Raw genomic sequence first — 24,867 nt, 5'->3', positions numbered from 1 at the left:
GAAACGGATCCAAACCACGAGGTTTTTGGCATTTGACATTGTGCACGCTGTTGAGTTCTCAAGGATCGGACGCACCCGACTTCAGGCCTAATGGCTGTCGCTCCGGGGCACTTCGATGTTGTTCTTGTTGCCTGCTGGGATTCCAGTAAAGGAATTCGAAGCAAACTTCATCAAGCTGTACAAAGCGAAGAATCGCTTTCTTTTCTGCTTGGATTTGGTCCCGCTTGAGGCCGGTAGCTCTTCGGCTTTCCGAACCTGTGGGGTGACGAGAGATGACATTACGGGGATTCCGGGGGGGTCGCAAATCCCATCCGCATCCCGGGCGTGTCGTGCCGTGCGGGTTAAGGTCGAATGACCAGCAACGCCGCTTCCGGAGGGTCTCCATGCGCACCACCCATGACATCGTGATCGTCGGAGCCGGCCATAACGGCCTCACCGCGGCGGCCTATCTGGCCCGCGCCGGCCGCAGCGTGCTGGTGCTCGAGCGGGACGATCACGTGGGTGGTGCGGCGGTGTCCGCAACCGCCTTCGCCGGGGTGGATGCGCGCCTGTCCCGCTACTCCTACCTGGTGAGCCTGCTGCCGGCTCGTGTCATCGCCGAACTCGGCCTGTCGATCGAGCTGGCCCGACGGCGATACTCGTCGTACACCCCCGATCCCGGCAACCCGGCAACCGGCCTGCTGGTGGATGCGGGCGACGCCGCGGCCACGCGGGCATCCTTCGACCGGATCGGGGCCGGCGGAGACGCGCGGGCCTGGGAACAATTGGGCGGTGACCTCGGCAGGGTCGCCCGTGCGCTGTTCCCCACGGTGTGCGAACCGCTGCCCACCCGGTCCCAGGCCCGAGAACTGGTAGACGACGACTCCCTGTGGAGCGAGCTCATCGAGCATCCGCTCGGGGAGATGCTCACCCGGCGCTTCGCGAACGACCTGGTGCGCGGGGTGGTGGCGACCGACGGCTTGATCGGCACGTTCACCTCGGTGCACGACGCTTCGCTCGACGCGAACCGGTGCTATCTCTATCACTCGATCGGCAACGGCACCGGGGATTGGGACGTGCCGATCGGCGGCATGGGCGCGGTGACCGCAGAGCTGGAGCGGGTGGCCCGGCAGGCCGGGGCACGCATCCTGACCGGCGCGGAGGTCACCGGCGTCGATCCGGATGGCGCCGTGCGCTACCGGCACGAACACCGCGACGAGAGCACCGTCGGGAGGCACGTGTTGGCGAACGTGGCACCGTGGGTGCTGGACGGCCTGCTCGGTGAACGCACGGCGGGCACCGTCAAACCGGAGGGCGCCCAGGTCAAGGTGAACCTGCTGCTTCGCCGACTTCCCCGACTGCTGGATGCGACGGTGTCAGCCGAGGCCGCGTTCGGCGGCACCTTTCACATCAACGAGACCCTCAGCCAACTCGAAGCCGCGTATCTGGCGGCGAGCGCAGGCAGGATCCCCACGCTGGTGTCCTGTGAGATCTACTGCCACTCGCTCACCGACCCGAGCATCCTGTCGCCCGAGCTGGTGGCTGCCGGCGCCCAGACCCTCACCGTCTTCGGCCTGCACACGCCCGACCGGCTCACCCACGGGGACAACGCCGGTGTTCGGGCCGAGCTGGAGGCAGCGGTCCTGGCCTCGCTCAACTCGGTGCTCGCCGAACCCATCGAGGACCTGCTGCTCAGGGACGCCCATGGCCGCCCCTGCATCGAGACCAAGACCACCGCCGACCTGGAAGCCGCGCTCAACCTGCCCGGCGGGGACATCTTCCACGGTCCATTGTCGTGGCCGTTCCTGGAGGACGACGCACCCAGGGACACCCCGGCCGAGCGGTGGGGCGTGGCCACCCGGCATCCGCGGATTCTGCTCTGCGGCGCCGGCGCCCGGCGCGGCGGCGGCGTGAGTGGGCTCGGCGGCCACAACGCCGCCATGGCCGTGCTCGAGAGCGAATGAGCGCTCTGGCGGCGGTTCCGAATCAGGCATAGCCTCAAGGAAAAGGCTCGTGTTGCACTCACCGTGGAGGTCACCATGCCCACCCTGCCCATGCCTGGACCGTCGGATCTCGCCCACGCCACGGGACGGCTCGCCCACCGGGGCGACGGGCTCTACCTGCTCTTTGACCGCATCTTCCCGGCGACCGCGGAGTCGGTGTGGGAGGCCATGACCAAACCTGAGGCCCTGCACGGCTGGATCGGCACCTACACGGGGTCTCCGCGCACCGGCGCCGTGCGGTTCCGGATGGAATCGAAGCACGATTCCCAGTGGGAGTACGTGAGCATTCTGGAGTGTGTCGAGTTCAAGAAGCTGGCCCTGGACATCGGCGAGGGCGAGGATGCCTGGCGGGTGATGGCGCATCTGAGCGAAGGGTCGGGCAAGACAGTGTTGACCTTCGGGCTGCGGTTGCACTCCCCGGCGGAGGCAGCCACGTTCGGTCCGGTCTGGGACTACTACCTCGATCGCCTGGTGGCCTCGCGAACCCACCACGCACTGCCATCGTTCAGCAAGTACTACCCGGCACTGCAAAGCCACTATCAGGAGCTTCTGGTGCCCAAGCCCGCTCCACCGGCGGAGGGCGGCCCGGCCTGATCCGGCTTACTCCCAGATGCTCGGAGCCGGAGCCCGGGTGGCGGGCATGGCCACGTCGGCACTCCACTCGAGCAGCCAGTCGGGCACGGTGACACCGTCGGGTACGGCGCCGACGGCGTCGGTGAGTTCGTCGATGGTGACCACGCCCCCCGTGCGCTTGAGGAACCGGCCGCGGATGAAGCCGCGGGCGTAGACCTCGACCTCGCCGGGCGTCGCATCCGCGCCCTCGACGGGTCGCACGAAGCGTTGCTCCACGTACACGGCCTTCTCGTCGAAGCCCAGGATGCGCGACTCCACGGTGAACCGCTGGCCGATGGTGAGCGACTTACGGAAGCTGATGGTCTCGGACACCACCACCGGATACCAGCCCTTTGCCTGGAAGATTGCCCAGATGCCGGTGCGGTGCAGCATGTCGAACCTGGCGATGTCCATGATCGAGAGGTACACGCCGTTGTTCATGTGCCGCAGGATGTCCTGGTCGGTGGGCAGCGTGATGAACCGCGTGCGGGCGACGTCGTAGTGCCCGAGGCGGGGTCCGAAGCGCGAGCGCAGGGAGTGGAGCAGGGTTCGAAAGAACATGTGCACCCGATGATGCTAGCGGGCGGCGGCCTCCGAGAGCTCACGCAGGGCAACTTTTTCGTTTATGGTCTGCAGCACCCGGTCGCGCAGCACGATCTTGCCCCGCACGATGGTGTGCCGCACGTCGGTGGCCGTGGCCGTGTAGGCCAGCGCCGACCAGGGGTCCCGGCTGGGGCCGGCGTTCAGGGTGTCGATCCGCACGACCTGGAGGTCGGCCTGCATGCCGGGCTCGATAGTGCCCACATCGGCGAGGCCGAGCGCGCGGGCACCATCCACGGTGCCCAGCCGAACGGCGCGTTCGGCGCTGATCATGGTGGGGTCGTTGCTGGTGCCCTTGTGCAGGAGCGCGGCCATCCGCACGGCGGCGTACATGTCGAGGGCGCCGGCGGACGCGGCCCCGTCGGTGCCGAGGCCCACGGCGGCGCCGTGCTGCAGCAGCTCGGGCAGCCGGGCGATGCCGCAGCCGAGCTTGAGGTTCGACATCGGACAGTGCGCCACGGCGGCACCGCTGGCGGCGACGCGGGCGATCTCCTCGTCGGTGAGGTGCACGGCATGGGCCAACACCGTGTGGGCGGTCAGGAGCCCGGCCGCGTCGAGCACGGCGACCGGTCGGTCTCCGTTGACCTGCACCGTGAGCGCCAACTCGCCGAGGCTCTCGGAGGCGTGTGTGTGGATGCGGGCGTCCACGTCTGCGGCCAGCTTCCGGATGCTTTCCAGCTGGTCGCGGCCGAGGGTGTAGGCCGAGTGCGGCATCACCCAGAGAGCGTCGTCCGGCGACTCGGCGCGGTTGTCGGCGAGGATCGACCTGGCCTCCTCGAGCATGCCCGCGAAGTCGCGGCCCTCCGGGTCCTCGGTGCCGAGAAAGATGGGGCCGTTCAGCAGCCGGAAGCCGGCCTCGGCGGCGACGCCGCGAGTGGCCCTGGGGAACCAGTACATGTCCAGCGCCGTGGTGGTGCCGCCGGCCAGGCACTCAGCGATGCCCGCCCGCGCGCCGACGGCCACGGTCGCGGCGCTGAGGGTACTCAGTTCGGCGGCGACCATGCGCTCGAGGAAAACCTCGAGGGTGACGTCGTCTGCCGCCCCGCGGAACAGGTTCATGGCCAGGTGGGTGTGCGTGTTCACCCAGCCCGGCGCGATCACGCAGCCCGGGCTCTCGAGCACCTCGGCCGCGTCGAAGCGGGCGCGCAGGTCGACGGCCGGCCCGACGCCCACGATCACCCCGCCCCGGATGGCGACGGCGCCGGCCTGCACGATCGTTCCCGCGGCGTCGACGGTGAGAACGGCATCCGCGGTGAGGATCAGGTCGACGGGCTCGGTGCCCATCAGACGAGCTCGGGCAGGGCGACGAGAGCGTCGAGGGTGACTGACACGCCGCGGGCGACACCGTCCGCCACCACGGTGCGGTGCGGGTCATACCCGGTGGTGTCGACGAGGTCGTCGGCGGTGGCGCCGTCGATCACCAGGCCGCCGCCGGCGCGCACACCACGGGTCGAGGCGAGCACCAGCAGGGCCGAGAGCTCCATCTCGATGGCGAGCACGCCCAGCTTCACGTAGCCGGCCTGATTGAGGTCGATGATGCCCGGGTAGAAGGCCGCCCGAGTCCAGACGATGCCCCGGTGATGCGGGGCGTCGTGCCGACGAGCGGCTTCGGCCAGCGCGAGCACGACCTCTGGGCTCGCCGCGGCCGGGTAGCTCTCGGGCACCAGCTGGTGGGTGACGCCGTCGTCGCGCACGCAGGATTCGGCGATGATCAGGTCGCCGTCACCGATGCCGCGCAGCAGCGCACCGGCGGTGCCGAGCCGGATGATGGTGTCGACGCCGGCATCCATCAACTCCTGGAACAGGCAGATGGCGCCGGGGGCGCCGACGCCGTGCGACGAGACAACGACGGAGGCGCCGTTCCAGTCGCCGACGAACGAGCGGTACTCGCGCCGGTGGGCGACCTCGCGCACATTGGCGAGCTGGTGGGAGATCTGCTCGGCCCGGAACGGGTCACCGACGACCAGTGCGCGGGTGGGTAGTCCGGTCTTGGGCAGTCCGGTCACCGGGAACGTGTCGGCCTGGCTCATCTGTGCTCCTCTGGGTGGCGCGGCCCGGGTGGCCTGGCAGGTGTCGGACTTGTCTACCATGCCAGGGCTGAACAGGAGCCGGTCCTACCGTGCGGCGTGGGCGCCGACCGGAGCTAGGCCAGGGCGGGCTCGGCTGGCCGGGGCAGCGTCTGCGCGGCCTGTGCGGGCAGCGCCGCCACCGTCCGCACGAAGGAACCCAGGCGGCGGTAGACCTCCTGCGATTCCGGATGCCGGGCGTCCTGCTGCCAGGTGTGCCGGGTGTTGGTGCGGTGCCGGCCGTAGATCACGGTGTCGGCCACGATGGACCGCCGGCGCAGCGCCTCGATGAAGTTGAGGTTGGCGCGGTAGAAGTAGTCCCGCTCAGACGTGGTGATGAACACCGGCGGGAACCCCTTGTCGAGCCACTCGATGGGCGACAGGAACCGGGCCGCGTCACGCAGCGACATGCCTGGGCTGCGCTCGGGAAGCAGCATCCGCAGGAAATTGAGGCTGAGCACGAATCCGCGCTCGAACATCACGGAGAAGTCGGCGATGCTGCAGTGCTGCACGAGCCCGCGCAGATGTCCGGCTTCGATCTGCAGATCGAGGTTGTAGTGCGCGGCCAGGGCTTCGTCGTTGGCCGCGGCGGTGAGCAGGGCCGCGATGTGCCCGCCGGCCGAGTCGCCGCCGATGACGATGCGGGTGGCGTCACCGCCGTAGTCGAGAATGTTGCGCTTGACCCAGGTGAGCACGGCGTTCGCGTCGCTCAGCATGTGGCCGATCTTGAAGCGGGTGGCCATGCGGTAGTTCGCGTTGACGACCACCATGCCCTCGACGGCCTGGCTGGCGGCGTACTTGGTGAGCGGTGCCTTGTCGCCGGAGGTCCAGCCACCACCGTGGAAGTAGATGTAGACGGGCAGCGGTTCCGCGACGCCGCTCGCGTCGGGCTCCTCGTGTCGCTCGTGTGGCACGAGCACGTCGAGGCGGTGGTCACGGATGCCGTCGCCCACGTAATCGAGGTCGAAGTGGTAGTCGACGTCGTCGATCGGGTCGGCGTTGAACTTGTGCAGTTCACCCGGCGCGACGCGGGTCATGATCGCCTTCCACAGCCACACCGGCACCCTGGACAGGCCGGTCTCCCGATGGGTGAGGTGCGAATCGGCCGCGGGACCCGCGGTGGGGTCGAAGCTGGTGCTGGAGTGCGAGGACGAGTGGAGCATGGTGCCTTACTGCCGATGGCGCGCTACCGGATGCGGCTTCGAAGTGCCGATCTGGCGTTGGTAGCGCTTGCATCGTTTTTTGCCGCCTGTCGAAGATAGGCGCACAACCCTGAGATGACCTGAGAATCACTCACCTCGGCTGCGGTCTTCCCTCGTGCCCCTCGCGCCCCTCGGCGCGCACGCCACGGCCGTGCGGGTGCGGCGCCGTTTTGCGGGTGGCGCGCCACCCGCCCAGCGGCGCCTTGCCCGCACAGCGGCGCCTTGCCCGCACAGCTCGGCAGGCGGGGCGGCGGCCGGCCGGTCAGGCGGCGGCGGCAGCCCCGCCTGCCACCCCGGTGGCCTCGAGCACCGCGCGGGCCAGGGTGTGGAAATGCACGTTGAAGCCGAGCACGCCGGGGGTGGCCTGCGGGTCGACGCCCAGGTCGGCGACGTCCAGGGCGTGCAGCACGAACTGGTAGCGGTGCGTGCCCGTGCCCGGAGGCGGGCCGGCGCCGATGAAGGTGGGCTGACGGGTTTCGTTGGGCATCACGACGGCCCCGGCGGGCAACAGCGGCGAGTTCTTCACGCCGGCGCCGGTGGGCAGGCTGTCGACGTGGGCGGGAATGTTGAACAGCGCCCAGTGCCAGAAGCCGGAGCCGGTCGGGGCGTCCGGGTCGAACACCGTGAGCGCGAAGCTCTGCGTCTCGGCGGGAAAGCCGCTCCAGTGCAGGTCGGGCGAGACATCCTGGCCGCCGGCGCCGGCGCCGTACTGGGCGATGGCGAGCGGGCCGCCGTGGGTCATCACCGAACTCGTCAGGCTGAACAGGGGCACCTCGCCGAAACGGGCGAAGGGATCGATCGTGGTCATACACACTCCGTAACTCTGGTGGTGGCCTGGTTGGCTCAGCCTACGTGGGCCGCCTGCGGGTCGGCGCCGACGCCTAAAATATGGGGGTGGCCATTCCGAAGATCCTGCTCTACTACGTCTTCACCCCGCTCAGCGACCCCGAAGCCATCCGCCTCTGGCAGCGGGACCTCTGCGAGTCGCTCGGCCTGCGCGGCCGCATCCTGATCTCGAAGGACGGGTTGAACGGCACGGTCGGCGGCGACCTGCCCGCCCTCAAGCGCTACGTGCGCAAGACCCGCCAGTACGCGCCGTTCGCCGACATCGACTTCAAGTGGAGCGAGGGAACCGGCCTCGATGACGCCGGGGCGAGCCTGGACTTTCCGCGCCTGGTCGTGAAGGTGCGCGATGAGATCGTGAGCTTCGGCTCGCCGGAGACCCTCACCGTGGATGCCGGCGGCGTCGTGGGCGGCGGCACCCGCTTGGCCCCCGCCGAGCTGCACGCCCTCGTCGCCGAACGCGGCGACGACGTGGTGTTCTTCGACGGCCGCAATGCCTTCGAGGCCGAGATCGGTCGGTTCCGGGATGCCGTGGTGCCGGATGTGGCCAACACCCGCGAGTTCGCGGCCGAGCTGGACAGCGGCAAGTACGACCATCTCAAGGGCCAGCCCGTGGTGACCTACTGCACGGGCGGCATCCGCTGCGAGGTGCTCTCATCACTGATGAAGGACCGGGGCTTCGGCGAGGTCTATCAGCTCGAGGGTGGCATAGTGCGTTACGGCGAGGCCTACGGCGACGACGGCCTCTGGGACGGCTCCCTCTACGTATTCGACCAGCGGATGTCGGTGGACTTCAGCGACCACGCCGCCGTGCTCGGGCACTGCCAGGTCTGCGGCGCAGCCACCAAGCACATGCTCAACTGCCGGGATCTGTCCTGCCGGGAGCAACTCGTGGCCTGCCCGGACTGCGTAGCGCTGGCCGCTCCGGCCTGCGTGGTGCACGCGGCCTGAGCCGGGCTGGCCGGAAACCCACCCTCGCGCCGCCACGAGTTTGTTGCTTGCGCACGTACCTAGCGTGTGCAATCATTTATAGCGCGCCTGCAACTACCAGCGCGTGCACCACAACCGCGGATGTGCACCAACCCGCGCAGAAACGTGAAGGATTTTTCATGCCCATTGGATTGATCGCACTCGCCCTCGGCGGCTTCGGGATCGGCCTGACCGAATTCGTCATCGCCGGCCTGCTGCCCGAGGTGGCCGCCGACTTCGCCGTGACCGAGGCCGCCGCCGGCTGGCTCATCTCCGGCTACGCCCTGAGTGTCGCGGTCGGTGCCATCCTGCTCACCGCCGCCGTGACCCGATTGCCCCGCAAGCACGTGCTCGTGGGCCTGATGGTGCTCTTCATCATCGGCAACCTCATCTCGGCCCTCGCCCCCACCTACTCGATCATGCTGCTCGGCCGCATCACCGCCGCCCTCTGCCACGGCGCCTTCTTCGGTATCGGCGCCGTCGTCGCCGCCAGCCTGGTGCCGGCGAGCAAGAAGTCCGGCGCCATCGCCATCATGTTCACCGGCCTCACTCTGGCCAATGTGCTCGGCGTGCCGTTCGGCACCTTCATCGGCCAGAGCTTCGGCTGGCGCGCCACCTTCTGGGCCATCACCGTGATCGGCGTGATCGCCCTGGCCGGCATCGTGGCGCTGGTTCCCCGCGCCACCGAGGACACCGCGCACGTGAGCAACCTGCGCGGTGAGCTGCGCGCCTTCCGGTCCAGCCAGGTCTGGCTCTCGCTGGTGGTGACGGTGCTCGGCTTCGGCGGCATGTTCGGCGCCTTCACCTACATCGCCTACACGCTCACCGAGGTGAGCGGGTTCGGCAGCGCCGCGGTGCCGTGGCTGCTCGTGGTCTTCGGCGCGGGCCTGTTCGTGGGCAACATCCTCGGCGGCAAGGCCGCGGACCGCCGGCTGGACCCCACCCTGGTGGTGCTGCTGATCGGGCTCACCATCGTGATGGCGCTCTTCGCCCTCACCGCAGCGAACCCCGTCGCCACCGTGATCGCGCTCGTGCTGATGGGCGGCTTCGGTTTCGGCACCGTTCCCGGCCTGCAGACCCGCATCATGCTCTACGCCGACACCGCTCCGACCCTGGCCTCCAGCGCCAACATCGCCGCGTTCAACGTGGGCAACGCCCTCGGCGCCTGGATCGGCGGCATCACCATCAGCGTGGGCCTCGGTTACACCTCACCGCTCTGGGCCGGCGCGGCGATCACCGCGGCCGCCGCGATCGTGATGGCCGTGGCGGCCACCCGCCGCAACGTGCTGTCCCCGGCCGCCCAAGGCCCCGCGGCGAGCGCCGCCCCGCTCGTCACCACCGCCTCCTGACGTACCCCCACCCTGAACCTCGCACCTGAACCTCGCACCTGAACCAAAGGACCATCGCATGAGCATTCCCACCATCGCCCTGAACAGCGGCGTCGAGATTCCCCAGCTCGGCTTCGGCGTCTTCCAGGTGCCGGACGACGAGACCACCGCGGCCGTCACCGCCGCCCTGGCCGCCGGCTACCGCAGCATCGACACCGCCGCCATCTATGGCAACGAAGCGGGCGTAGGCCGCGCCCTGGCCGCGTCGGGCATCCCCCGCGATGAACTGTTCATCACCACCAAGCTGTGGAACAGCGACCAGGGCTTTGCGAGCACGATCGCCGCCTACGAGGCCAGCCTGGCCGCGCTCGGCCTGGACTACGTGGACCTGTACCTGATCCACTGGCCGGCACCGGCCAACGACACCTACGTGGAGTCGTGGCGCGCCATGGAGCAACTCCTCGCCGACGGGCGAGTGCGCGCGATCGGCGTCTCGAACTTCGCCCCCGAGCACCTCGAGCGTCTCGCCCAGACCGCCCGGATTGTGCCGGCCGTGAATCAGGTGGAGCTGCACCCGCGCCTCAGCCAGGCGGAGGTGCGCGCCGCCAACAAGGCGCGGGGCATCGTGACGGAGGCCTGGAGCCCGCTCGCGCAAGGCGGCCTGCTGGCCGATGCCGTGATCGCGGATGTCGCCGCGCGCGCCGGTCGCTCCCCCGCGCAGGTCATCCTGCGCTGGCACCTGCAGCAGGGCCGCATCGCCATCCCCAAGTCGGTCACGCCCTGCCGCATCATCGAGAACCTCGCCGTCTTCGACTTCGACCTCAGCCCCGCCGACCTGCTGCTCATCGACGGCCTGAACACCGACTCCCGGATCGGCCCTGACCCTGTGGAGTTCAACGGCTGAACCGAGGCGCCACAGCGTCAGCGGCGGCAGCCGCCCGATCAATGCTTGGATGGCAGGGTGACCTACGACGTCGAATCGATCCGCGCCCACTTTCCCGCCCTGACCGCCGGCACCGTTCCAGAGCACACCGTGCATTTCGACAGCCCGGGCGGCACCCAGACCCCGCAGAGCGTCGGCCAGGCCATTTTCAACACCTTGACCGGGCCACTGTCGATCCGCGGCAGGCGCAGCCCATCCGAGCGGAACGCCGACGACGCCGTCACCGGCTTCAGGTCGGCCATGGCCGACCTGCTCGGCGCCGATGCGCTCGGCATCGTCTATGGTCGAAGCGCCACCCAGCTCACCTACGACTTCTCGAGGCACCTGTCCCGCGACTGGGCCCCCGGCGACGAGATCGTGGTGTCGCGCCTCGACCACGACGCCAACATCCGCCCGTGGGTGCAGGCCGCCGACCACGCCGGCGCCACCGTGGTCTGGGTGGACTTCGACCCGGAGACCGGCGAACTGGCCCCGGCCGCCGTGGCCGCGGTGCTCACCGACCGCACCCGCCTGGTGGCCGTGACCGCGGCGTCCAACCTGATCGGAACCCGCCCCGCGATCGCCGAGATCGCCAAGGTGGTGCACCAGGCCGGCGCGCTGTTCTTCGTCGACGGCGTGCACTACGTGCCGCACGCCTTCGTGGATCTCGCGGCCCTCGGCGCTGACTTCTTCGTCTGCTCGCCCTACAAGTTCTTCGGCCCGCACTGTGGTGTGCTCGCGGCCGACCCGGCACTGTTGGCCGGCATCCACCCCGACAAGCTGCTGCCGTCGACGGATGTGGTGCCGGAACGGTTCGAACTCGGCACTCTGCCTTACGAGACCCTCGCCGGCGTCACCGCCGCCGTCGACTTCCTCGCCGGGCTCGGCGAGCTGGCCACCGGGGTGCCGGCCCGCCCGAGCAGCAGCCGCCGGGAACGCCTCCGCGCGTCACTGCGGTCGGCCGAGGCCCACGAGGATGCCCTCCGTGACCGCCTGGAGTCGGGGCTGGCCGCGCTGCCCGGCGTGACGGTGTACTCCAGGGCCGCCCAGCGCACCCCGACGGTGCTGGTGGGCTTCACCGGTCGGCGCGCCGCCGACGCCACCGAGTTCCTCTTCGAGCGCGGCATCCTGGCACCCTCCGGTTCCTTCTACGCACTGGAGGCGTCCAGGCACCTGGGTCTGGGCGAGGCCGGGGGTCTGCGCATCGGTCTGGCCCCGTACAGCACCCCCGCCGAGATCGACGCGCTGCTCGCGGGCCTCGCCGAATTTGTGCTCGGCTGACGCCATTCGAGTCACATGAGTTGCCTACCGGCCAAAAAACCCCCGCGGACCGGCCCGTTTTCCCAATAAGCTGAACACAAAGCGACAAGGGGACACGGATGCCGATCGGCGCTGTCATCGAATTCACCAACATCACCAAGAAGTTCGGCCAGGTCACGGCTGTCAACGACCTGTCCTTCACCGTCGAGCCCGGCCGGGTCACCGGATTCCTGGGCCCGAACGGTGCCGGGAAGACCACCACCCTGCGGATGCTGCTGGGTCTCGTCGCCGCCACCTCTGGCACCGCCACCTTCGGCGGGCTGCGCTACCGCGACTTGCCCCGTCCGCTGCAGACCGTCGGGGCCGCGCTCGAAGCCGCCAGTTTTCACCCCGGACGCACCGCCGCCAATCACCTCGGCGTCTACGCGATCGCCGCGGGCCTTCCGCGCACCAGGGTGGCCGAGGTGCTGCACACCGTGGGCCTGGCCGAGCACGCCAACCAGCGGGTCGGCGGCTACTCACTGGGCATGCGCCAACGCCTCGGCCTGGCTTACTCGCTACTCGGCGACCCCGGCGTGCTGGTGCTCGACGAACCCATCAACGGCCTCGACCCCGAGGGCATCAAGTGGATCCGCGGGTTCCTCAGCAGCATGGCCACCGAGGGACGCACCGTGTTGGTCAGCTCGCACCTGCTCAGCGAGGTGCAGCAGAGCGTCGACGACGTCATCATCATCGCCAAGGGCTCCCTCGTGCACTCCGGGCCGTTGTCGAGCCTGGACACCAACATCGCGCCGCAGGTCATCGTCGACTCCCCCACCAGGGACGCGCTCGGCAAGGCCCTCACCGACGCGGGCCTGGCCTTCACCTCCGGGCGCACCGGCCTGATCGTCGCCGTGCCCGACCCCGGCCAGGTGGGCCATATCGCCTTCACCGCCGGCGTGGAACTGAACGCGCTGCACCGGCAGAAGGCGGGCCTGGAAGACTCCTTCCTCGCCCTCGTTGAAGGAGGCGACTCGCTGTGAACCTGATCCTGCGCCCAGTGGCCGCCGAATTCAACAAGATCCTGACCACCCGGATGTGGTGGATCCTCGCCCTGGTGCTGTTCGGCTACATCGCCCTCCTGGCCGGCGGCCTCTCTGTCCTGTTCGGCGGTGTCGAAAGCGGCGCCATCAGCCCCGACTCCATGAACACCGGCGGCGGCGGAGACCTGTCCGGGCTCGGCAGCCTGCCGCCCCTGATCTACAGCTTCGCGGCCTCGGTCGGATATGTCTTCCCGGTGCTGCTCGGCGCCCTGGCCACCACCGGCGAGTTCCGGCACCAGACCCTCACGCCCACCTTCCTCGCCACCCCCAAGCGCGGCGGAGTGCTCGGCGCCAAGACCATCGCCCTGTTCGTGGTGGGTGCCGGTCTCGGCCTGGTCGGGCTGGCGGCATCCGTCGGCGTCGGCGCGCTCGTGCTCGGCGGCTTCGGGGTCGACCCGCTGCTCGCCGACGGTGAGACCTGGGCCCTGATCGGGCGCACGGTGCTGGCGATGGCACTGTGGGCCGTGATCGGCGTGGGCCTGGGTACACTCGTGCCCAGCCAGGTCGCGTCGATCGTGATCGTGCTCGCGTTCACCCAGTTCGTGGAACCGCTGCTGCGCTTCGCCGCGGCGTTCACCGAGGTGACGGCCGATATCGGCAAGTTCCTGCCCGGGGCCGCCTCCGACGCCCTCGTGGGCGCGAGCTTCTTCACCCTGGCCAGCCCCGGCGGCGGCGTACTGGAGCCCTGGCAGGGCGGCCTGGTGCTGCTGGCCTACGGCCTGGCGGCCACCGTCGGCGGGTACTTCATCAGCTGGAAGCGCGACGTCACCTAGGCAGATCCGGGCAGAAAGGCCCGGTGTGCGCCCGGATCCCGCGACGACCGCGGGTCTAGGGTGAAGGCATGTCTGCTACCGAATTCCGCGCCATCGTCGTCACCCGCACCGAAGATGAATCAGGCAAGCGCACCCAGTCCGCCGCCCTGACCACGGTCACGGACGATGCGCTGATGGCCGGCGACGTCACCGTGGACGTTGAATACTCCAGCATCAACTACAAAGACGGCCTGGCCCTGATGGGCAAGCCCGGCGTGGCCAGGGTGTGGCCGCTGATCGCGGGCATCGACCTGGTGGGCACCGTCGAGTCGAGCGCCGACCCCCGCTGGGTGGCCGGTGACAGGGTGATCCTCAACGGCGCCGGCATCGGCGAAAGCCACCACGGCGGACTCGCCGAGCGGGCCCGCGTCTCTGGCGCCTCCCTGGTGCGCCTGCCCGTGGGCGTGAGCGCGTTGCGCGCCGCCGCGGTCGGCACCGCCGGCTTCACGGCCATGCTGGCCGTGCTCGCCCTCGAGCGCGGCGGCGTGACCCCGGAGTCGGGCGACGTGCTGGTGACCGGGGCCGCCGGCGGGGTGGGCTCGATCGCAATAGCGCTTCTCGCGGCGCGCGGCTACCGGGTGGTCGCCTCCACGGGTCGCGGCGAGGAGCTCGGCGACTACCTGCGCGGCCTGGGTGCGGCCGAGATCCTCGACCGGCACACCATCGACGAAGCAGGCAAACCGCTGCAGGCCCAGCGCTGGGCGGGCGCCATCGACTCCGTCGGCAGCTTCACGCTCGCCAACATCCTCGCCCAGACACACCAGGGTGGCGTGGTGGCCTCCTGCGGGCTGGCCCAGGGCGCCGACCTGCCCACGACCGTGATGCCCTTCATCCTGCGGGCCGTCACGCTGGCCGGCATCAATTCGGTCGAGGCGCCCCTGCCGCTCCGCGAAGAGGCCTGGACACGTCTGGCCACCGACCTCGACCTCGAGCTGCTCGACGGCCTCACCTCGGTGATCTCGCTCGAGGAGTCGTTCACGGCCGCGGCCGACATTCTGGCCGGCCGGGTGCACGGCCGCACAGTCGTGGACGTGCGCCGCTGAGGCGACGGGCGAATACGCGGCTAGGCTGGCCAAATGGTCATTTTTGCATCCGTTTTCATCGCTCTCGCGGCGTTGCTGCACGTCTACATTTTTCTCATGGAGAGCGCCTGGTGGACCCGGCCGAAGGTCTGGCAGCGGTTCGGTCTGGCCAGCCAGGCCGACGCCGAGACCACCAAGCCGTTGGCCTATAACCAGGGCTTCTACAACCTGTTCCTGGCCGTGGGCGCCATCGTCGGGCTGTTCCTGTATTTCGGCGGCCCGGCTGATGCCGGCGCGGCCCTGATCCTGTTCAGCACGGCGTCGATGTTCCTCGCCGCCACGGTGCTCACCACCACCGGGCCCGGCCGGGTGAAGTCGGCTCTCACGCAGGGTACGCTGCCGCTGATCGGATTCATCCTCTTCCTGTTCGCCTAGGCAGCCGGCCGCACAGGACCTTGCCGAAAGGACCGTTGTGACCCACGTCATCCTCTTCCACCACGCGCAGGGCCTCACCGAAGGGGTGGCGGAATTCGCACAACGGCTGCGGGACGCCGGCCACGACGTCGTCGTGCCCGACCTTTATGACGGCCGCACCTTCGACACCATCGACTCCGGCGTGGCACACGCCGAGAAGACAGGTTTCGACACCATCATCGAACGCGGCGAACAGGCAGCGGATGCGATGCCGCCGAACACCGTGTACGCCGGCTTTTCGCTGGGCACCCTGCCCGCCCAGAAGCTCGCCCAGACCAGGCAGGGCGCCCTGGGCGCCCTGCTCTTTCACGGCGGGGTGCCTGCCGCCATGTTCGGTTCGGACTGGCCCGCCACGGCTGCCCTGCAAATGCACGTGAGCGCCGAGGACGAGTGGATCGAGCTGCTGGAGGTGGAGGAGCTGGCCGAGAATGCCGGTGCCGCCGAGCTGTTCATCTACCCGGGCCGCGCCCACCTGGTCGCCGACTCCAGCCTCAGCGAATACGACGAGGAGATCGCCGAACTCATCCTGGAGCGGGCGATCGGGTTCCTCGACCGCCTCACGTAGACCCGCGAGAGCGGGCGTGTGGTTGCCTCAGCTGGCTGAGGCAGCCACACGGGCGCTTTCGCGAATCTGGGGCCCCGCGGGTGGCAAGCGGGGTTGCCGGTCTGGCACGATGAGGGGATGACCTCCGACACACCATCCGTTCTGCAGACCGTGGGCGCCCGACTTCGCGAGCTGCGCCTGGCCAGCGGGCGCACCCAGGCGCAGCTCTCCGCGACCACCGGGATCTCCGAGAGCACGCTGTCCCGCCTCGAGTCCGGGCAGCGCAAGCCCACCCTGGAGCTGCTGCTGGCACTCTCGGCGGCCCACGACGTGACCATCGACGACCTGGTGCATTCTCCGACCGACCAGGATCCGCGCCTCGACCAGCGGCCGTTCACCCGCCACGGCCGCACCTTCGTGCCGCTCAGCCGCACCGCGGGCGGGCTGCAGGCCTTCAAGGTGATCATCCCGGGCCGCACTGCCGACGAGCCGCTCGAGCAGCGCACCCACGAGGGATTCGACTGGTTCTACGTGCTGAGCGGTCGCCTGCGCCTGATGCTGGGCGAGCACGACATGATCCTCGGGGTGGGCGAGGTCGCCGAGTTCGACACCCGCGTGCCGCACGCCTTCGGCAGCGCCGGATCCGAGCCGACGGAGATCCTCAGCCTGTTCGGCCAGACCGGCGAGCGCATCCACGTGCGGGCCAGCACCATTCGCTGACCCGGCACCCGTCGAGCACCTACGCTGTCGCCTCCGGCAGGGTGACCGGAGTGGCGACGGGTGCGGCAGCCGGCACGACAACCGGCGTCGCCTTCGGGCGGGCCCGCTTGACCGGCTTGACGGGCGCTGCGGGCGCTGCGGGCGCTGCGGGCGCTGCGGGCTCGACAGTCTCGGCGACATCGGTGGCACCGGTGGCATCGGTGGCGGAGGCAGCGTTGGCGGTCCCGGCAGCCTGGGCACGCCTGGCCGGTGCGGCCTTGGCGGGCTTGGTGGGCGCCGCGGCCTTGACCGTTGCCGGCCGGGTCCGCTTGGCCGGCTTCACAGGTGCGGGCGACGCAGCGGAGCCGGCGGCCGCGTCCACGGTGGTTTCCGTTGCGGCAGCGGCGACGGCGACTCTCTTGGCACGTTTCGCCGGCTTGGCCGGGGCGGACTCCTCCACGGTGGCCTCGGTGGATTCGGGCCCGGCCGACCCCTCGAGTTCAGGCCCGTCGAGCTCCGGCACGTTCTCGGCGTCGGTGGCTTCGAGCTTGAGGGAGGCGATGAGGTCGGGGGCATGGTTGGTCGACAGGATCACCCGGGCGAAGTCGTCGCCGATCAGGTCGATGACCACGGCCTGGCGGCGGCGTTTGATGGCCAGGAAGTCCTTGCCGCCGTGGAACTTCCACACGCCGACGGCCACGACGAGCGGCACCAGGGCGCCGGGGGCACGAATGCCGCGCACCCAGATCCACGGATCATCCGTGATCGTCACCGACCGGATGTTCTCCCGCTGGATCACCACGTTCTCCCGGCGGAAGGCCAGCGTTTTCTCCGCGGGCGTCAGGTGAATCTCCAGCCGATCGGGATGTACGCGCAAGGAAGCCATTCCCCCAGTCTGCCCGGTCCGGCTGGAAATCCCCCTGTCGCTAACTCACAAAGCCATAACGCCGCAGCCGTGGACCCTGCCCAGCGGCACCGCATCCGCGGCCAACTGGTCCCCATGCGGACATCTGCACCCGGTGCACCGGGCGCACATGTCCGCTTCGGGAACAGTTGGCGGCGGGTTAGGCGGCCGGCGGCCGCGCCTCGGCTGCGGCCTTGGCGGCGGCGGGCAGCGCCTCGAGGATTCTGCCGATCGAGTCGCCGTCGTGGGCGGCGGATACGAACCAGGCTTCGAACACCGACGGCGGCAGGGAGACGCCGCTGGTGAGCATGGAGTGGAAGAAGGGCCCGTACCGGAAGCCCTCCTGACGCTGCACCTCGGCATAGCTGCGCGGCGGCGTGATCGCGGCATCCTGGCCGAACACGAAGCTGAACAGGTTGCCGGCGTGCTGCACGCTGTGCGCCACGCCCTCGGCGAAGAGAGCGTTGGAGACGGCGTCGGAGAGCAGCTCGGCGGTCTCGTCCAGGCGACTGTAGACGGCGGCGTCGGCCGCGGTGAGGGTGGCGATACCGGCGGCCACGGCCACGGGGTTCCCCGAGAGCGTTCCGGCCTGGTAGACCGGGCCGGCCGGGGCGAGGAAGTCCATCACGTCGGCCCGGCCGCCGAGCGCGGCGACGGGCAGGCCGCCGCCGATGACCTTGCCGTAGGTGAAGAGGTCGGGCGTGTAGCTCTCGCCATCCTCGGCCTGCAGCGCCCAGAAGCCGCCCGGGTTGACCCGGAAGCCGGTGAGGACCTCGTCGACGATGAGCAGCGCACCGTATTCGTGCGCGAGGTCGCAGAGGGCCGCGTTGAAGCCGGCATCCGGGGCGACGACGCCCATGTTGGCGGCCGCGGCCTCGGTGATCACGGCGGCGATCTGGCCGGGGTACGCCTCGAACGCGGCGCGCACGGCACCCAGGTCGTTGTACGGCAGCACCAGGGTCTGCGCGGCGGTCGCCGCCGTGACGCCGGCCGAGCCGGGCAGCGCCAGGGTGGCCAGGCCGCTGCCGGCCTCGGCCAGCAGGCCGTCGGAGTGGCCGTGGTAGTGCCCGGCAAACTTGATCAGCAGGTCACGCTGGGTGAAGCCGCGGGCCAGGCGGATGGCCGTCATGGTGGCTTCGGTGCCGGTGGAGACCAGGCGGAGCTTCTCGATCGCGCCGACGCGGCTCTTGATCAGCTCGGCCAGCACGGTCTCGCCGGGGGTGGAGGCGCCGAAGGACAGGCCCAGGGCGGCGGCCTCCTGCACGGCGGCGACCACGGCGGGGTGCGCGTGGCCGAGAATGGCGGGGCCCCAGGAGTTGACCAGGTCGACGTAGTCGCGGCCGTCGGAGTCGGTGACGTAGGCACCCTGCGCCTTCACCAGGAACAACGGGGTGCCGCCGACGGAGCGGAAGGCCCGCACGGGCGAGTTGACGCCGCCGGGGATGGAGAGCTGGGCGCGGGCGAAGAGCTCGTCGTTGTGGGTGGCGGGCGTGTGCGTGGTGCGGGTCATCGGGCATCCGTTTCGGTGAGCCAGGCGGCGAGTTCGACCGCCCAGTAGGTGAGAATGGCGTCGGCGCCGGCCCGGCGGATGCTGAGCACCGACTCCTCGATGGCGCGGCGGCGGTCGATCCAGCCCTGCGCGGCGGCGGCCTCGATCATGGCGTATTCGCCAGAGACCTGGTAGGCCCAGACCGGAACCTCGCTCATCGCGGCGACCTCGGCGAGCACGTCGAGGTAGCTGCCGGCGGGCTTGACCATGACGACGTCGGCGCCCTCGTCGATGTCGATGCGGGCCTCGCGCACGCCCTCGCGACGGTTGGCCGGGTCGAGCTGGTAGGTGCGGCGGTCGCCGACCAGGGTGGACTGCACGGCCTCACGGAACGGGCCGTAGTAGGCGGAGGCGTACTTGGCCGAGTAGGCGAGCACGGCGGTGTCGGCGTAACCGGCGGCGTCGAGGGTGGCGCGCACCGAGGCGACCTGGCCGTCCATCATGCCGGACAGGCCGAGCAGGGCCGAGCCGGCCTGGGCCTGCGCGAGCGCCATGTCGTTGTAGCGCAGCAGGGTGGCGTCGTTGTCGACGGAGCCGTCAGCGGCGAGCACGCCGCAGTGCCCGTGGTCGGTGAATTCGTCGAGGCACAGGTCGGTCTGCACCACCAGGGCGTCGCCCACCTCGGCGACCACGGCGCGGGTGGCGGCGTTCAAAATGCCGTCTGGATCGGTCGCTCCGGTGCCGGTGGCGTCGCGCACCGCGGGCACGCCGAAGAGCATCACGCCGCCGATTCCGGCCGCGGCGGCCTCGGCCACGGCGCGGCGGGCCCCGTCGATGCTGTGTTGCACGATTCCCGGCATCGACGAGATCGGGGTGGACTCGGTGCCCTCGCGCACGAACAGCGGCAGGACGAGCTCGGCGGGGTGGACACGGGTTTCGCTGGCCAGGCGGCGGAGTGCGGGGGTGCTGCGCAGTCGTCGCGGGCGGATGACGGGGTTTATCACCCGACCAGCCTAGGCCTCCAGCCTGAGTGCGGCTCCGGGCCGGTGCACCCGGCTAGGCCTGGGGCGCCCCGGCGAGGTGTCGCTCGCTCGGACGGTCGGCCGTGATCGCGTCGACGATACGCGTCACGCCGAAGTCCCAGGCCTTGTCGACGTCGCCGCCCAGCTTGAAGGTGCCGTTCAACTCCATGCTGATGAAGCCGGTGGCCCACGCGGTCAGGGTGCGGGCGGCCTCGAGGGCGTGCTCAGCACCGGCGAGCTCGCCGGCGGCGCGCAGGATGGCCTCGCTCGCGGCAGCCGCGACAGCGCGGTCGGCGACCGGCGTGCCGGCACCGGGCGTCATGACCAACTGGAAGGCGGCAGGCCGCTCGTGGCCGAACGCCCGGAGGATGTTCGCGAGCAGAACCGGGCTCGCACCGGTGTTCATCCGCCCCGCCAGCTCGGTCAGCGTCGCCTCAGCCACCAGCTGGATCAGCGCGTCCCGGCTCTGCACCCGCTTGTAGAGCGAGGGGGTGCGCACGCCGACCCGCTGGGCGACGGCCTGCATGGTGAGCCCGGCGAGTCCGTCCTGTTCCAGCAGGTCGCGCGCGGCGAGCACGATGGCGTCGAGTGAGGTGCGGTCCGGTGTAGGCATGTTGCCAGTATAGCTATTGACGATAGCCATGATGGCTATGTAGCATAGCCATCATGAAACTAGCCCCCGCTCTCCACCGCATCGGCAACGACATCGTCGCCGTCTATCTCATCGACACCCCAGAGGGGGTGACCATCATCGATGCCGGGCTGGCCGGTCATTGGAGCGAACTGCTCGCCGAACTCACCACAATGGGCCGCACCCTGTCCGACGTCAAGGGCCTGATCCTCACCCACGGCGATTCCGATCATCTCGGGTTCGCCGAGCGACTCCGGCGCGACCACGGCGTGCCGGTCTACATCCACCCGGGCGATGCCGACCGGGCGAAAGGCGGTGCGAAGCCCGCCACCTCGAAGCAGACGATGAGACCGGCCGCCGTGCTGACGTTCGCGGCCTACACTCTCCGCAAGGGCGGGCTGCGCACGACCCACCTGACCGAGGTCCTCGAGGCGCGCGACGGCGAGACCCTCGACCTGCCGGGGGACCCACAGATCATCGGGCTGCCCGGCCACTCCGAGGGCAGCATCGCCATCTACGTTCCCGTCGTCGACGCCGTGTTCGTGGGTGACGGTCTCACCACCCGGCACGTTCTCACCGGTCAGGACGGCCCCCAGCCGGCGCCTTTCACCGACGAACCGGACCGGGCGATCGCCTCGCTTCGGGCCCTCGTCGCCACGGGGGCGACCTGGGTGCTGCCCGGTCACGGTGCGCCGTGGAACGGCGGTGTCGAGGCCGCGGTGGTCGCGGTCGAGACGGCGGCACGGAACGCGCGCTAGCCGGCGCGGGCAGAGTGCCGCCGCACCGATGCGGCAACCGGATTGGCGACTCGGCGGCTAGAGGTCGCGCGGCGCCAGCCGCACGAGAGCCTCGATGAGGGACTCGGCGCTGCGTTCGTCGGCGATCACGTCGACACGCAGGCCGATGGCTTCAGCGTCTTTTGCGGTGCGCGGGCCGATGCAGGCGACCAGGGTGGTCTTGGAGATCGGACCGAGCTGGTCCTGCACCTGCTGTGCCACGCTGCCGCTGGTGACCAGGACCGCGTGAACGCGGCCGGCCCTGACGTCGGCGATGACCCGGTCGGAGACCGGGACGCCGACGGTGCGGTAGGCGACGACGGACTCGACGTCGTGGCCGATGCGGCGCAGGCCTTCGGTGAGCAACGGCTTCGCGATCTCGGAGCGCAGGGTGAGCACGCGCAGCGGGATGACGCCGTGCGTGGCGGCCTCCCAGTCGGCGAGCAGGCCCTTGGCCGAGTTGTCCTCCGACGGCACGATGTCCACGTGGTAGCCCGCGGCCACGAGCGCGGCGGCGGTCGTCTCGCCGACCGCGGCGATGCGGGTGCCCGGCGCCACGACGGCGCGGTGCGAGGAGAGCACGTCGACGGTGGTGGCGCTGGTGACGGTCATCCAGTCGAAGTCGCCGGCAGCGAGCTTGGCCAGCGCGGTGTCGAGGGCGGCGGCATCGTCGGTGGGCGCGAAGTTGATCATCGGAGCGACGATCGGCAGCGCACCGCGGCTGCGCAGGTTCGCGGCGACCTGGTCGCCCCAGGGCCCGCCCCGGGGCACGAGAACGCGCCAGCCGGCCAACGGCTTCTCCGGGTTGTGCCGCATGGCGCTCACGACGTCACCGTCAGCGGGGCGAACTCGGCAGCGCCTCCGGCCAGGAGCTCCCTGGCGGCGCGGTCGGCGACGTCCAGGGCGGCATCCTGCAGATCGGCGAGCGAGTGCGATTCGGGGGTCGCCGCGTGCGACGCCGTGATCCGGCGGGTGCCGTCGGGGCTGTAGACGGTGGCGGTGAGGAAGAGCAGGCCGTCGTCGATCACGGCGGTCGCCCCGATCGGGGCGGCGCAGCCGGCCTCGAGCCTGGCGAGCACGTGGCGCTCGGCGGTGACGGTGGCCTGGGTGGTGGCGTGGTTCAGCACGGCGAGGGCCTTGGTGAGCAGCCGGTCCGGCTTGCCCTCCCGCACCTCGATGGCCAGGGCGCCCTGGCCCGGCGCTGTGGGCCAGGCCGAGAGTTCGAGGTAGTCGGTGGCCACGTTCTCGAGCAGGCCGAGCCGGCCCAGACCTGCGGCAGCGAGCACCACGGCGTGCAGAGTCTCGTCGGTGACCAGCGCGAGCCGGGTGCCCACGTTGCCGCGGATGTCGACGACCTCGAGGTCTGGGCGCAGCGCGCGCAACTGCGCGGCCCGGCGCGGCGAACCGGTGCCGACCTTGGCGCCCTCGGGCAGCGTGGTGAGCGTGAAGCCGTCCCTGGCGCAGAGCACGTCCCTGGCGTCGGCGCGTTTGGGTGTCGCGCCGATGACGAGGCCCGCGTACCGGTCGGTGGGCAGATCCTTGAACGAGTGCACGACAACGTCGCACTCGTCGTTCAGCAGCGCCTCGCGCAGAGCGCTGGCGAAAACCCCGGTGCCGCCGAGGCTGGAGAGCGACTCGCGGGACACGTCGCCGTGGGTGGTGATCGGAATGATCTCCACCTCGCCGCCGGTGGCCGCCTGGATGCGGTTGGCCACAGTCGTGGTCTGGGCCATGGCGAGGGCGCTGCCCCGGGTGCCGACGCGGATGACGCTCACGGCGCCATCCCAGCGACCGCCGGCTTGAAGCCGAGGCGCACGTTTTCGCAGCAACCCGGTCGACAGATGTCGTACCAGGGGCCGAGGTCGGTCATGGCCGGACGGTCCTCGGCGGGCACGTCGTTCAGGCGCTCCTCCACGAGGTCGATCAGACCACTCACGTAGACCGGGTCGGCGCCGGGGGTAGGCACACGCACCGAGAACAGGCCGTGTTCCTTGGCCGATTCGGTGGCCTCGTTGTCGAGGTCCCACATGACCTCCATGTGGTCGCTCACGAAGCCGAGCGGCACGATGACCACGGCGCGGATGCCGCGCTCGGGCAGCAACGCGATCGCGTCGTTGATGTCGGGCTCGAGCCAGGGCATGCTGGGCGGGCCGCTGCGGGACTGGTAGACCAGCTGCCACGGGGTGTCGAGGCCCTGCATGACCACGTCGGCGACGGCCAGGTGCTGGGCGGCGTAGGCGCCGTCTGGGCCGAAGCCGCGCTCGGCGGGGCCGCTCTTGGCGGCATCCGTGGACGGGATCGAGTGGGTGCTGAACAGCACCTCCACCTCGGTGGCGAGGTTGATGCCGGGGTTGGCGGCCTCCACATCGGCCAGGCCCTGGCGCACACCGGTGATGAACGGGGTGACGAAGCCGGGGTGATCGAAGAACTGGCGGATCTTGTCGATCTGCACGGTACCGGTGAGGCCGGTCTTCTCCAATGCAGCCGCGAAGTCCTCGCGGTACTGGCGGCAGCCGGAGTAGGAGCTGTAGGCGCTGGTCGCGATGGCGAGCAGGCGGTCCTGACCGTTCTCGTGCGCTTCGGCGATGGTGTCGGCCAGGTAGGGCGCCCAGTTGCGGTTGCCCCAGATCACCGGCAGGGTGATGCCCCGGCGGTCGAGCTCGGCCTGCAGGGCGGCGCGCAGCACGCGGTTCTGCTGGTTGATCGGGCTGATGCCGCCGAAGTGGCGGTAGTGCACCGCGACCTCCTCGAGGCGGGCCTCCGGGATGCCGCGGCCCCCGGTGACGTTGCGCAGGAACGGGATCACATCATCCTGGCCCTCAGGCCCGCCGAAGCCGGCGAGCAGGATGGCGTCGTAGCTCGTCATTACTGCAGGACCTCCACGAGTTCGGCGGTGGTGATGCGACGGCCCGTGTAGAACGGCACCTCTTCGCGCACGTGCATGCGCGCGTCGGTGGCGCGGAGTTCGCGCATCAGGTCGACCAGCTCGGTCAGTTCGTCCGACTCGATCGGCAGCAGCCACTCGTAGTCGCCCAGGGCGAACGACGAGACCGTGTTGGCGATGGCCCCGCGGAACGCGGCGCCCTTGCGACCGTGGTCGGCGAGCATCTTGCTGCGCTCGGCCTCCGGCAGCAGGTACCACTCGTAGCTGCGCACGAACGGGTAGACCGTGAGCCAGCCCTTGGGCTCGACTCCGCGCAGGAAGCCGGGCACGTGGCTCTTGTTGAACTCGGCGTCGCGGTGCACGCCCATGGCGTTCCAGGTGGGCAGCAGGCTCTTGAGCAGGCGGCTGCGACGGAGTTCCCGGTTGGCCCACTGCAGGGTCTGGGCCTCGTCGGCGTGCGTCCAGAGCATCACGTCGGCGTCGGCACGGAGGCCTGAGACGTCGTAGATGCCGCGCAGGGTCACGCCCTCGGCTTCGACGAGGGCGATGATGTCATCGAGCTCGTCGACGAACCGGGGTACGTCGCGCCCGTCGAGGTCGTCGGGGTTGGCCGGGTCCTTGCGCAGCACCGTGAAGAGGGTGAATCCGGAGGGCGAGGCCTCGGTGGATTCAGCCTCGGAGGAGGTGTGTGAAGCGGGGGTGGGCGTGGTCATGTCTACTGCCTCTCCGGCAGCCGGGTGAGTC

The 24,867-nt window shown here is 70.1% G+C and carries 26 protein-coding genes; 13 read left to right on the top strand and 13 right to left on the bottom strand.

The window, feature by feature from the left end; translation table 11 throughout:
* Positions 1-383: 383 nt before the first annotated feature.
* Together ACEN2M_RS08015 and ACEN2M_RS08010 are read left to right on the top strand one after the other, a co-directional pair.
* Positions 384-1,943: a phytoene desaturase family protein gene (locus ACEN2M_RS08015; protein WP_441647582.1), complete on the top strand. Its 1,560-nt coding sequence runs from the start codon at positions 384-386 to the stop codon at positions 1,941-1,943.
* Between the two features lie 75 nt (positions 1,944-2,018).
* Complete coding sequence (locus ACEN2M_RS08010; RefSeq protein ID WP_441647581.1) at positions 2,019-2,576, top strand: SRPBCC domain-containing protein; 558 nt, start codon at positions 2,019-2,021, stop codon at positions 2,574-2,576.
* A gap of 6 nt (positions 2,577-2,582) precedes the next feature.
* On the opposite strand, the gene ACEN2M_RS08005 is transcribed toward ACEN2M_RS08010, so the two are convergent.
* The 5 genes from ACEN2M_RS08005 to ACEN2M_RS07985 form a co-directional block, all read right to left on the bottom strand.
* Complete coding sequence (locus ACEN2M_RS08005; protein ID WP_441647580.1) at positions 2,583-3,161, bottom strand: acyl-CoA thioesterase; 579 nt, start codon at positions 3,159-3,161, stop codon at positions 2,583-2,585.
* A gap of 9 nt (positions 3,162-3,170) precedes the next feature.
* The gene (locus ACEN2M_RS08000) at positions 3,171-4,478 is read right to left on the bottom strand and encodes an amidohydrolase family protein (protein ID WP_441647579.1); all 1,308 of its coding nucleotides are present in this window, start codon (positions 4,476-4,478) and stop codon (positions 3,171-3,173) included.
* Positions 4,478-5,224, bottom strand: a complete 747-nt coding sequence (locus ACEN2M_RS07995; RefSeq protein ID WP_441647578.1) for a nucleoside phosphorylase — start codon at positions 5,222-5,224, stop codon at positions 4,478-4,480. The genes ACEN2M_RS08000 and ACEN2M_RS07995 overlap by 1 nt, the downstream gene beginning before the upstream one ends.
* A gap of 113 nt (positions 5,225-5,337) precedes the next feature.
* The gene (locus ACEN2M_RS07990; RefSeq protein ID WP_441647577.1) at positions 5,338-6,423 is read right to left on the bottom strand and encodes an alpha/beta hydrolase; all 1,086 of its coding nucleotides are present in this window, start codon (positions 6,421-6,423) and stop codon (positions 5,338-5,340) included.
* 301 nt (positions 6,424-6,724) lie between these two features.
* Positions 6,725-7,270, bottom strand: a complete 546-nt coding sequence (locus ACEN2M_RS07985) for a YbhB/YbcL family Raf kinase inhibitor-like protein (protein ID WP_441647576.1) — start codon at positions 7,268-7,270, stop codon at positions 6,725-6,727.
* An 86-nt stretch (positions 7,271-7,356) separates the two neighbouring features.
* On the opposite strand from ACEN2M_RS07985, the gene trhO reads away from it, so the two are divergent.
* The 10 genes from trhO (at position 7,357) to ACEN2M_RS07935 (ending at position 16,438) form a co-directional block, all read left to right on the top strand.
* Positions 7,357-8,256, top strand: a complete 900-nt coding sequence (trhO, locus tag ACEN2M_RS07980) for an oxygen-dependent tRNA uridine(34) hydroxylase TrhO (protein ID WP_441647575.1) — start codon at positions 7,357-7,359, stop codon at positions 8,254-8,256.
* A 158-nt stretch (positions 8,257-8,414) separates the two neighbouring features.
* Positions 8,415-9,623, top strand: a complete 1,209-nt coding sequence (locus tag ACEN2M_RS07975; RefSeq protein ID WP_441647574.1) for an MFS transporter — start codon at positions 8,415-8,417, stop codon at positions 9,621-9,623.
* Between the two features lie 58 nt (positions 9,624-9,681).
* Entirely contained in the window at positions 9,682-10,506 is an 825-nt protein-coding gene (locus tag ACEN2M_RS07970; RefSeq protein WP_441647573.1) for an aldo/keto reductase, read from the top strand.
* A 57-nt stretch (positions 10,507-10,563) separates the two neighbouring features.
* Complete coding sequence (locus tag ACEN2M_RS07965; RefSeq protein WP_441647572.1) at positions 10,564-11,805, top strand: cysteine desulfurase-like protein; 1,242 nt, start codon at positions 10,564-10,566, stop codon at positions 11,803-11,805.
* 98 nt (positions 11,806-11,903) lie between these two features.
* A complete protein-coding gene (locus ACEN2M_RS07960; RefSeq protein ID WP_441647571.1) occupies positions 11,904-12,806 on the top strand; it encodes an ATP-binding cassette domain-containing protein in 903 nt (300 codons plus the stop codon).
* Entirely contained in the window at positions 12,803-13,639 is an 837-nt protein-coding gene (locus ACEN2M_RS07955; RefSeq protein ID WP_441647570.1) for an ABC transporter permease, read from the top strand. Before ACEN2M_RS07960 ends, ACEN2M_RS07955 begins: the two co-directional genes overlap by 4 nt.
* A gap of 68 nt (positions 13,640-13,707) precedes the next feature.
* The gene (locus ACEN2M_RS07950) at positions 13,708-14,721 is read left to right on the top strand and encodes an MDR family oxidoreductase (RefSeq protein ID WP_441647569.1); all 1,014 of its coding nucleotides are present in this window, start codon (positions 13,708-13,710) and stop codon (positions 14,719-14,721) included.
* Positions 14,722-14,754: 33 nt separating this feature from the next.
* Complete coding sequence (locus ACEN2M_RS07945; RefSeq protein WP_441647568.1) at positions 14,755-15,135, top strand: DUF1304 domain-containing protein; 381 nt, start codon at positions 14,755-14,757, stop codon at positions 15,133-15,135.
* Between the two features lie 37 nt (positions 15,136-15,172).
* Positions 15,173-15,739 carry a dienelactone hydrolase family protein gene (locus ACEN2M_RS07940; RefSeq protein ID WP_441647567.1) on the top strand — a complete coding sequence of 189 codons (567 nt, stop codon included), beginning with the start codon at positions 15,173-15,175 and terminating at the stop codon, positions 15,737-15,739.
* Positions 15,740-15,856: 117 nt separating this feature from the next.
* The gene (locus ACEN2M_RS07935) at positions 15,857-16,438 is read left to right on the top strand and encodes a helix-turn-helix domain-containing protein (RefSeq protein WP_441647566.1); all 582 of its coding nucleotides are present in this window, start codon (positions 15,857-15,859) and stop codon (positions 16,436-16,438) included.
* 19 nt (positions 16,439-16,457) lie between these two features.
* Here ACEN2M_RS07935 and ACEN2M_RS07930 read toward each other — a convergent pair whose 3' ends face one another.
* From ACEN2M_RS07930 to ACEN2M_RS07915, 4 genes are all read right to left on the bottom strand, one after another.
* Entirely contained in the window at positions 16,458-17,303 is an 846-nt protein-coding gene (locus ACEN2M_RS07930) for a hypothetical protein (RefSeq protein WP_441647565.1), read from the bottom strand.
* 178 nt (positions 17,304-17,481) lie between these two features.
* Positions 17,482-18,831, bottom strand: a complete 1,350-nt coding sequence (gene hemL, locus ACEN2M_RS07925; RefSeq protein WP_441647564.1) for a glutamate-1-semialdehyde 2,1-aminomutase — start codon at positions 18,829-18,831, stop codon at positions 17,482-17,484.
* Positions 18,828-19,811 (bottom strand): porphobilinogen synthase, encoded by a 984-nt coding sequence (gene hemB / locus ACEN2M_RS07920; protein ID WP_441647589.1) that lies wholly within the window; start codon positions 19,809-19,811, stop codon positions 18,828-18,830. The genes hemL and hemB overlap by 4 nt, the downstream gene beginning before the upstream one ends.
* 55 nt (positions 19,812-19,866) lie before the next feature.
* Positions 19,867-20,445, bottom strand: a complete 579-nt coding sequence (locus tag ACEN2M_RS07915) for a TetR/AcrR family transcriptional regulator (RefSeq protein ID WP_441647563.1) — start codon at positions 20,443-20,445, stop codon at positions 19,867-19,869.
* Positions 20,446-20,498: 53 nt separating this feature from the next.
* Between ACEN2M_RS07915 and ACEN2M_RS07910 the strand changes: the two genes are divergently transcribed.
* A complete protein-coding gene (locus ACEN2M_RS07910; protein WP_441647562.1) occupies positions 20,499-21,221 on the top strand; it encodes an MBL fold metallo-hydrolase in 723 nt (240 codons plus the stop codon).
* Between the two features lie 57 nt (positions 21,222-21,278).
* Here the strand turns inward: ACEN2M_RS07910 and ACEN2M_RS07905 are convergent, their stop codons facing one another.
* Genes ACEN2M_RS07905 through hemQ form a run of 4 tightly spaced genes read right to left on the bottom strand, consistent with a single transcriptional unit; the run spans position 21,279 to position 24,836 of the window.
* On the bottom strand, positions 21,279-22,055 hold the full coding sequence (locus tag ACEN2M_RS07905; protein ID WP_441647588.1) for a uroporphyrinogen-III synthase: 777 nt from the start codon (positions 22,053-22,055) through the stop codon (positions 21,279-21,281).
* 5 nt (positions 22,056-22,060) lie between these two features.
* On the bottom strand, positions 22,061-22,972 hold the full coding sequence (gene hemC / locus ACEN2M_RS07900) for a hydroxymethylbilane synthase (RefSeq protein ID WP_441647587.1): 912 nt from the start codon (positions 22,970-22,972) through the stop codon (positions 22,061-22,063).
* Between the two features lie 38 nt (positions 22,973-23,010).
* A complete protein-coding gene (locus ACEN2M_RS07895) occupies positions 23,011-24,105 on the bottom strand; it encodes a ferrochelatase (protein ID WP_441647561.1) in 1,095 nt (364 codons plus the stop codon).
* Positions 24,105-24,836 carry a hydrogen peroxide-dependent heme synthase gene (gene hemQ, locus ACEN2M_RS07890; RefSeq protein WP_441647560.1) on the bottom strand — a complete coding sequence of 244 codons (732 nt, stop codon included), beginning with the start codon at positions 24,834-24,836 and terminating at the stop codon, positions 24,105-24,107. The genes ACEN2M_RS07895 and hemQ overlap by 1 nt, the downstream gene beginning before the upstream one ends.
* Positions 24,837-24,867: the final 31 nt, after the last annotated feature.

This window comes from Cryobacterium sp. W22_MBD10_FK3 (assembly GCF_052113745.1).
Classification (GTDB): Bacteria; Actinomycetota; Actinomycetes; order Actinomycetales; family Microbacteriaceae; genus Cryobacterium.
The sequence above is the reverse complement of the archived record's forward strand: the minus strand, read 5'-3'. Positions and strand labels throughout refer to the sequence as shown.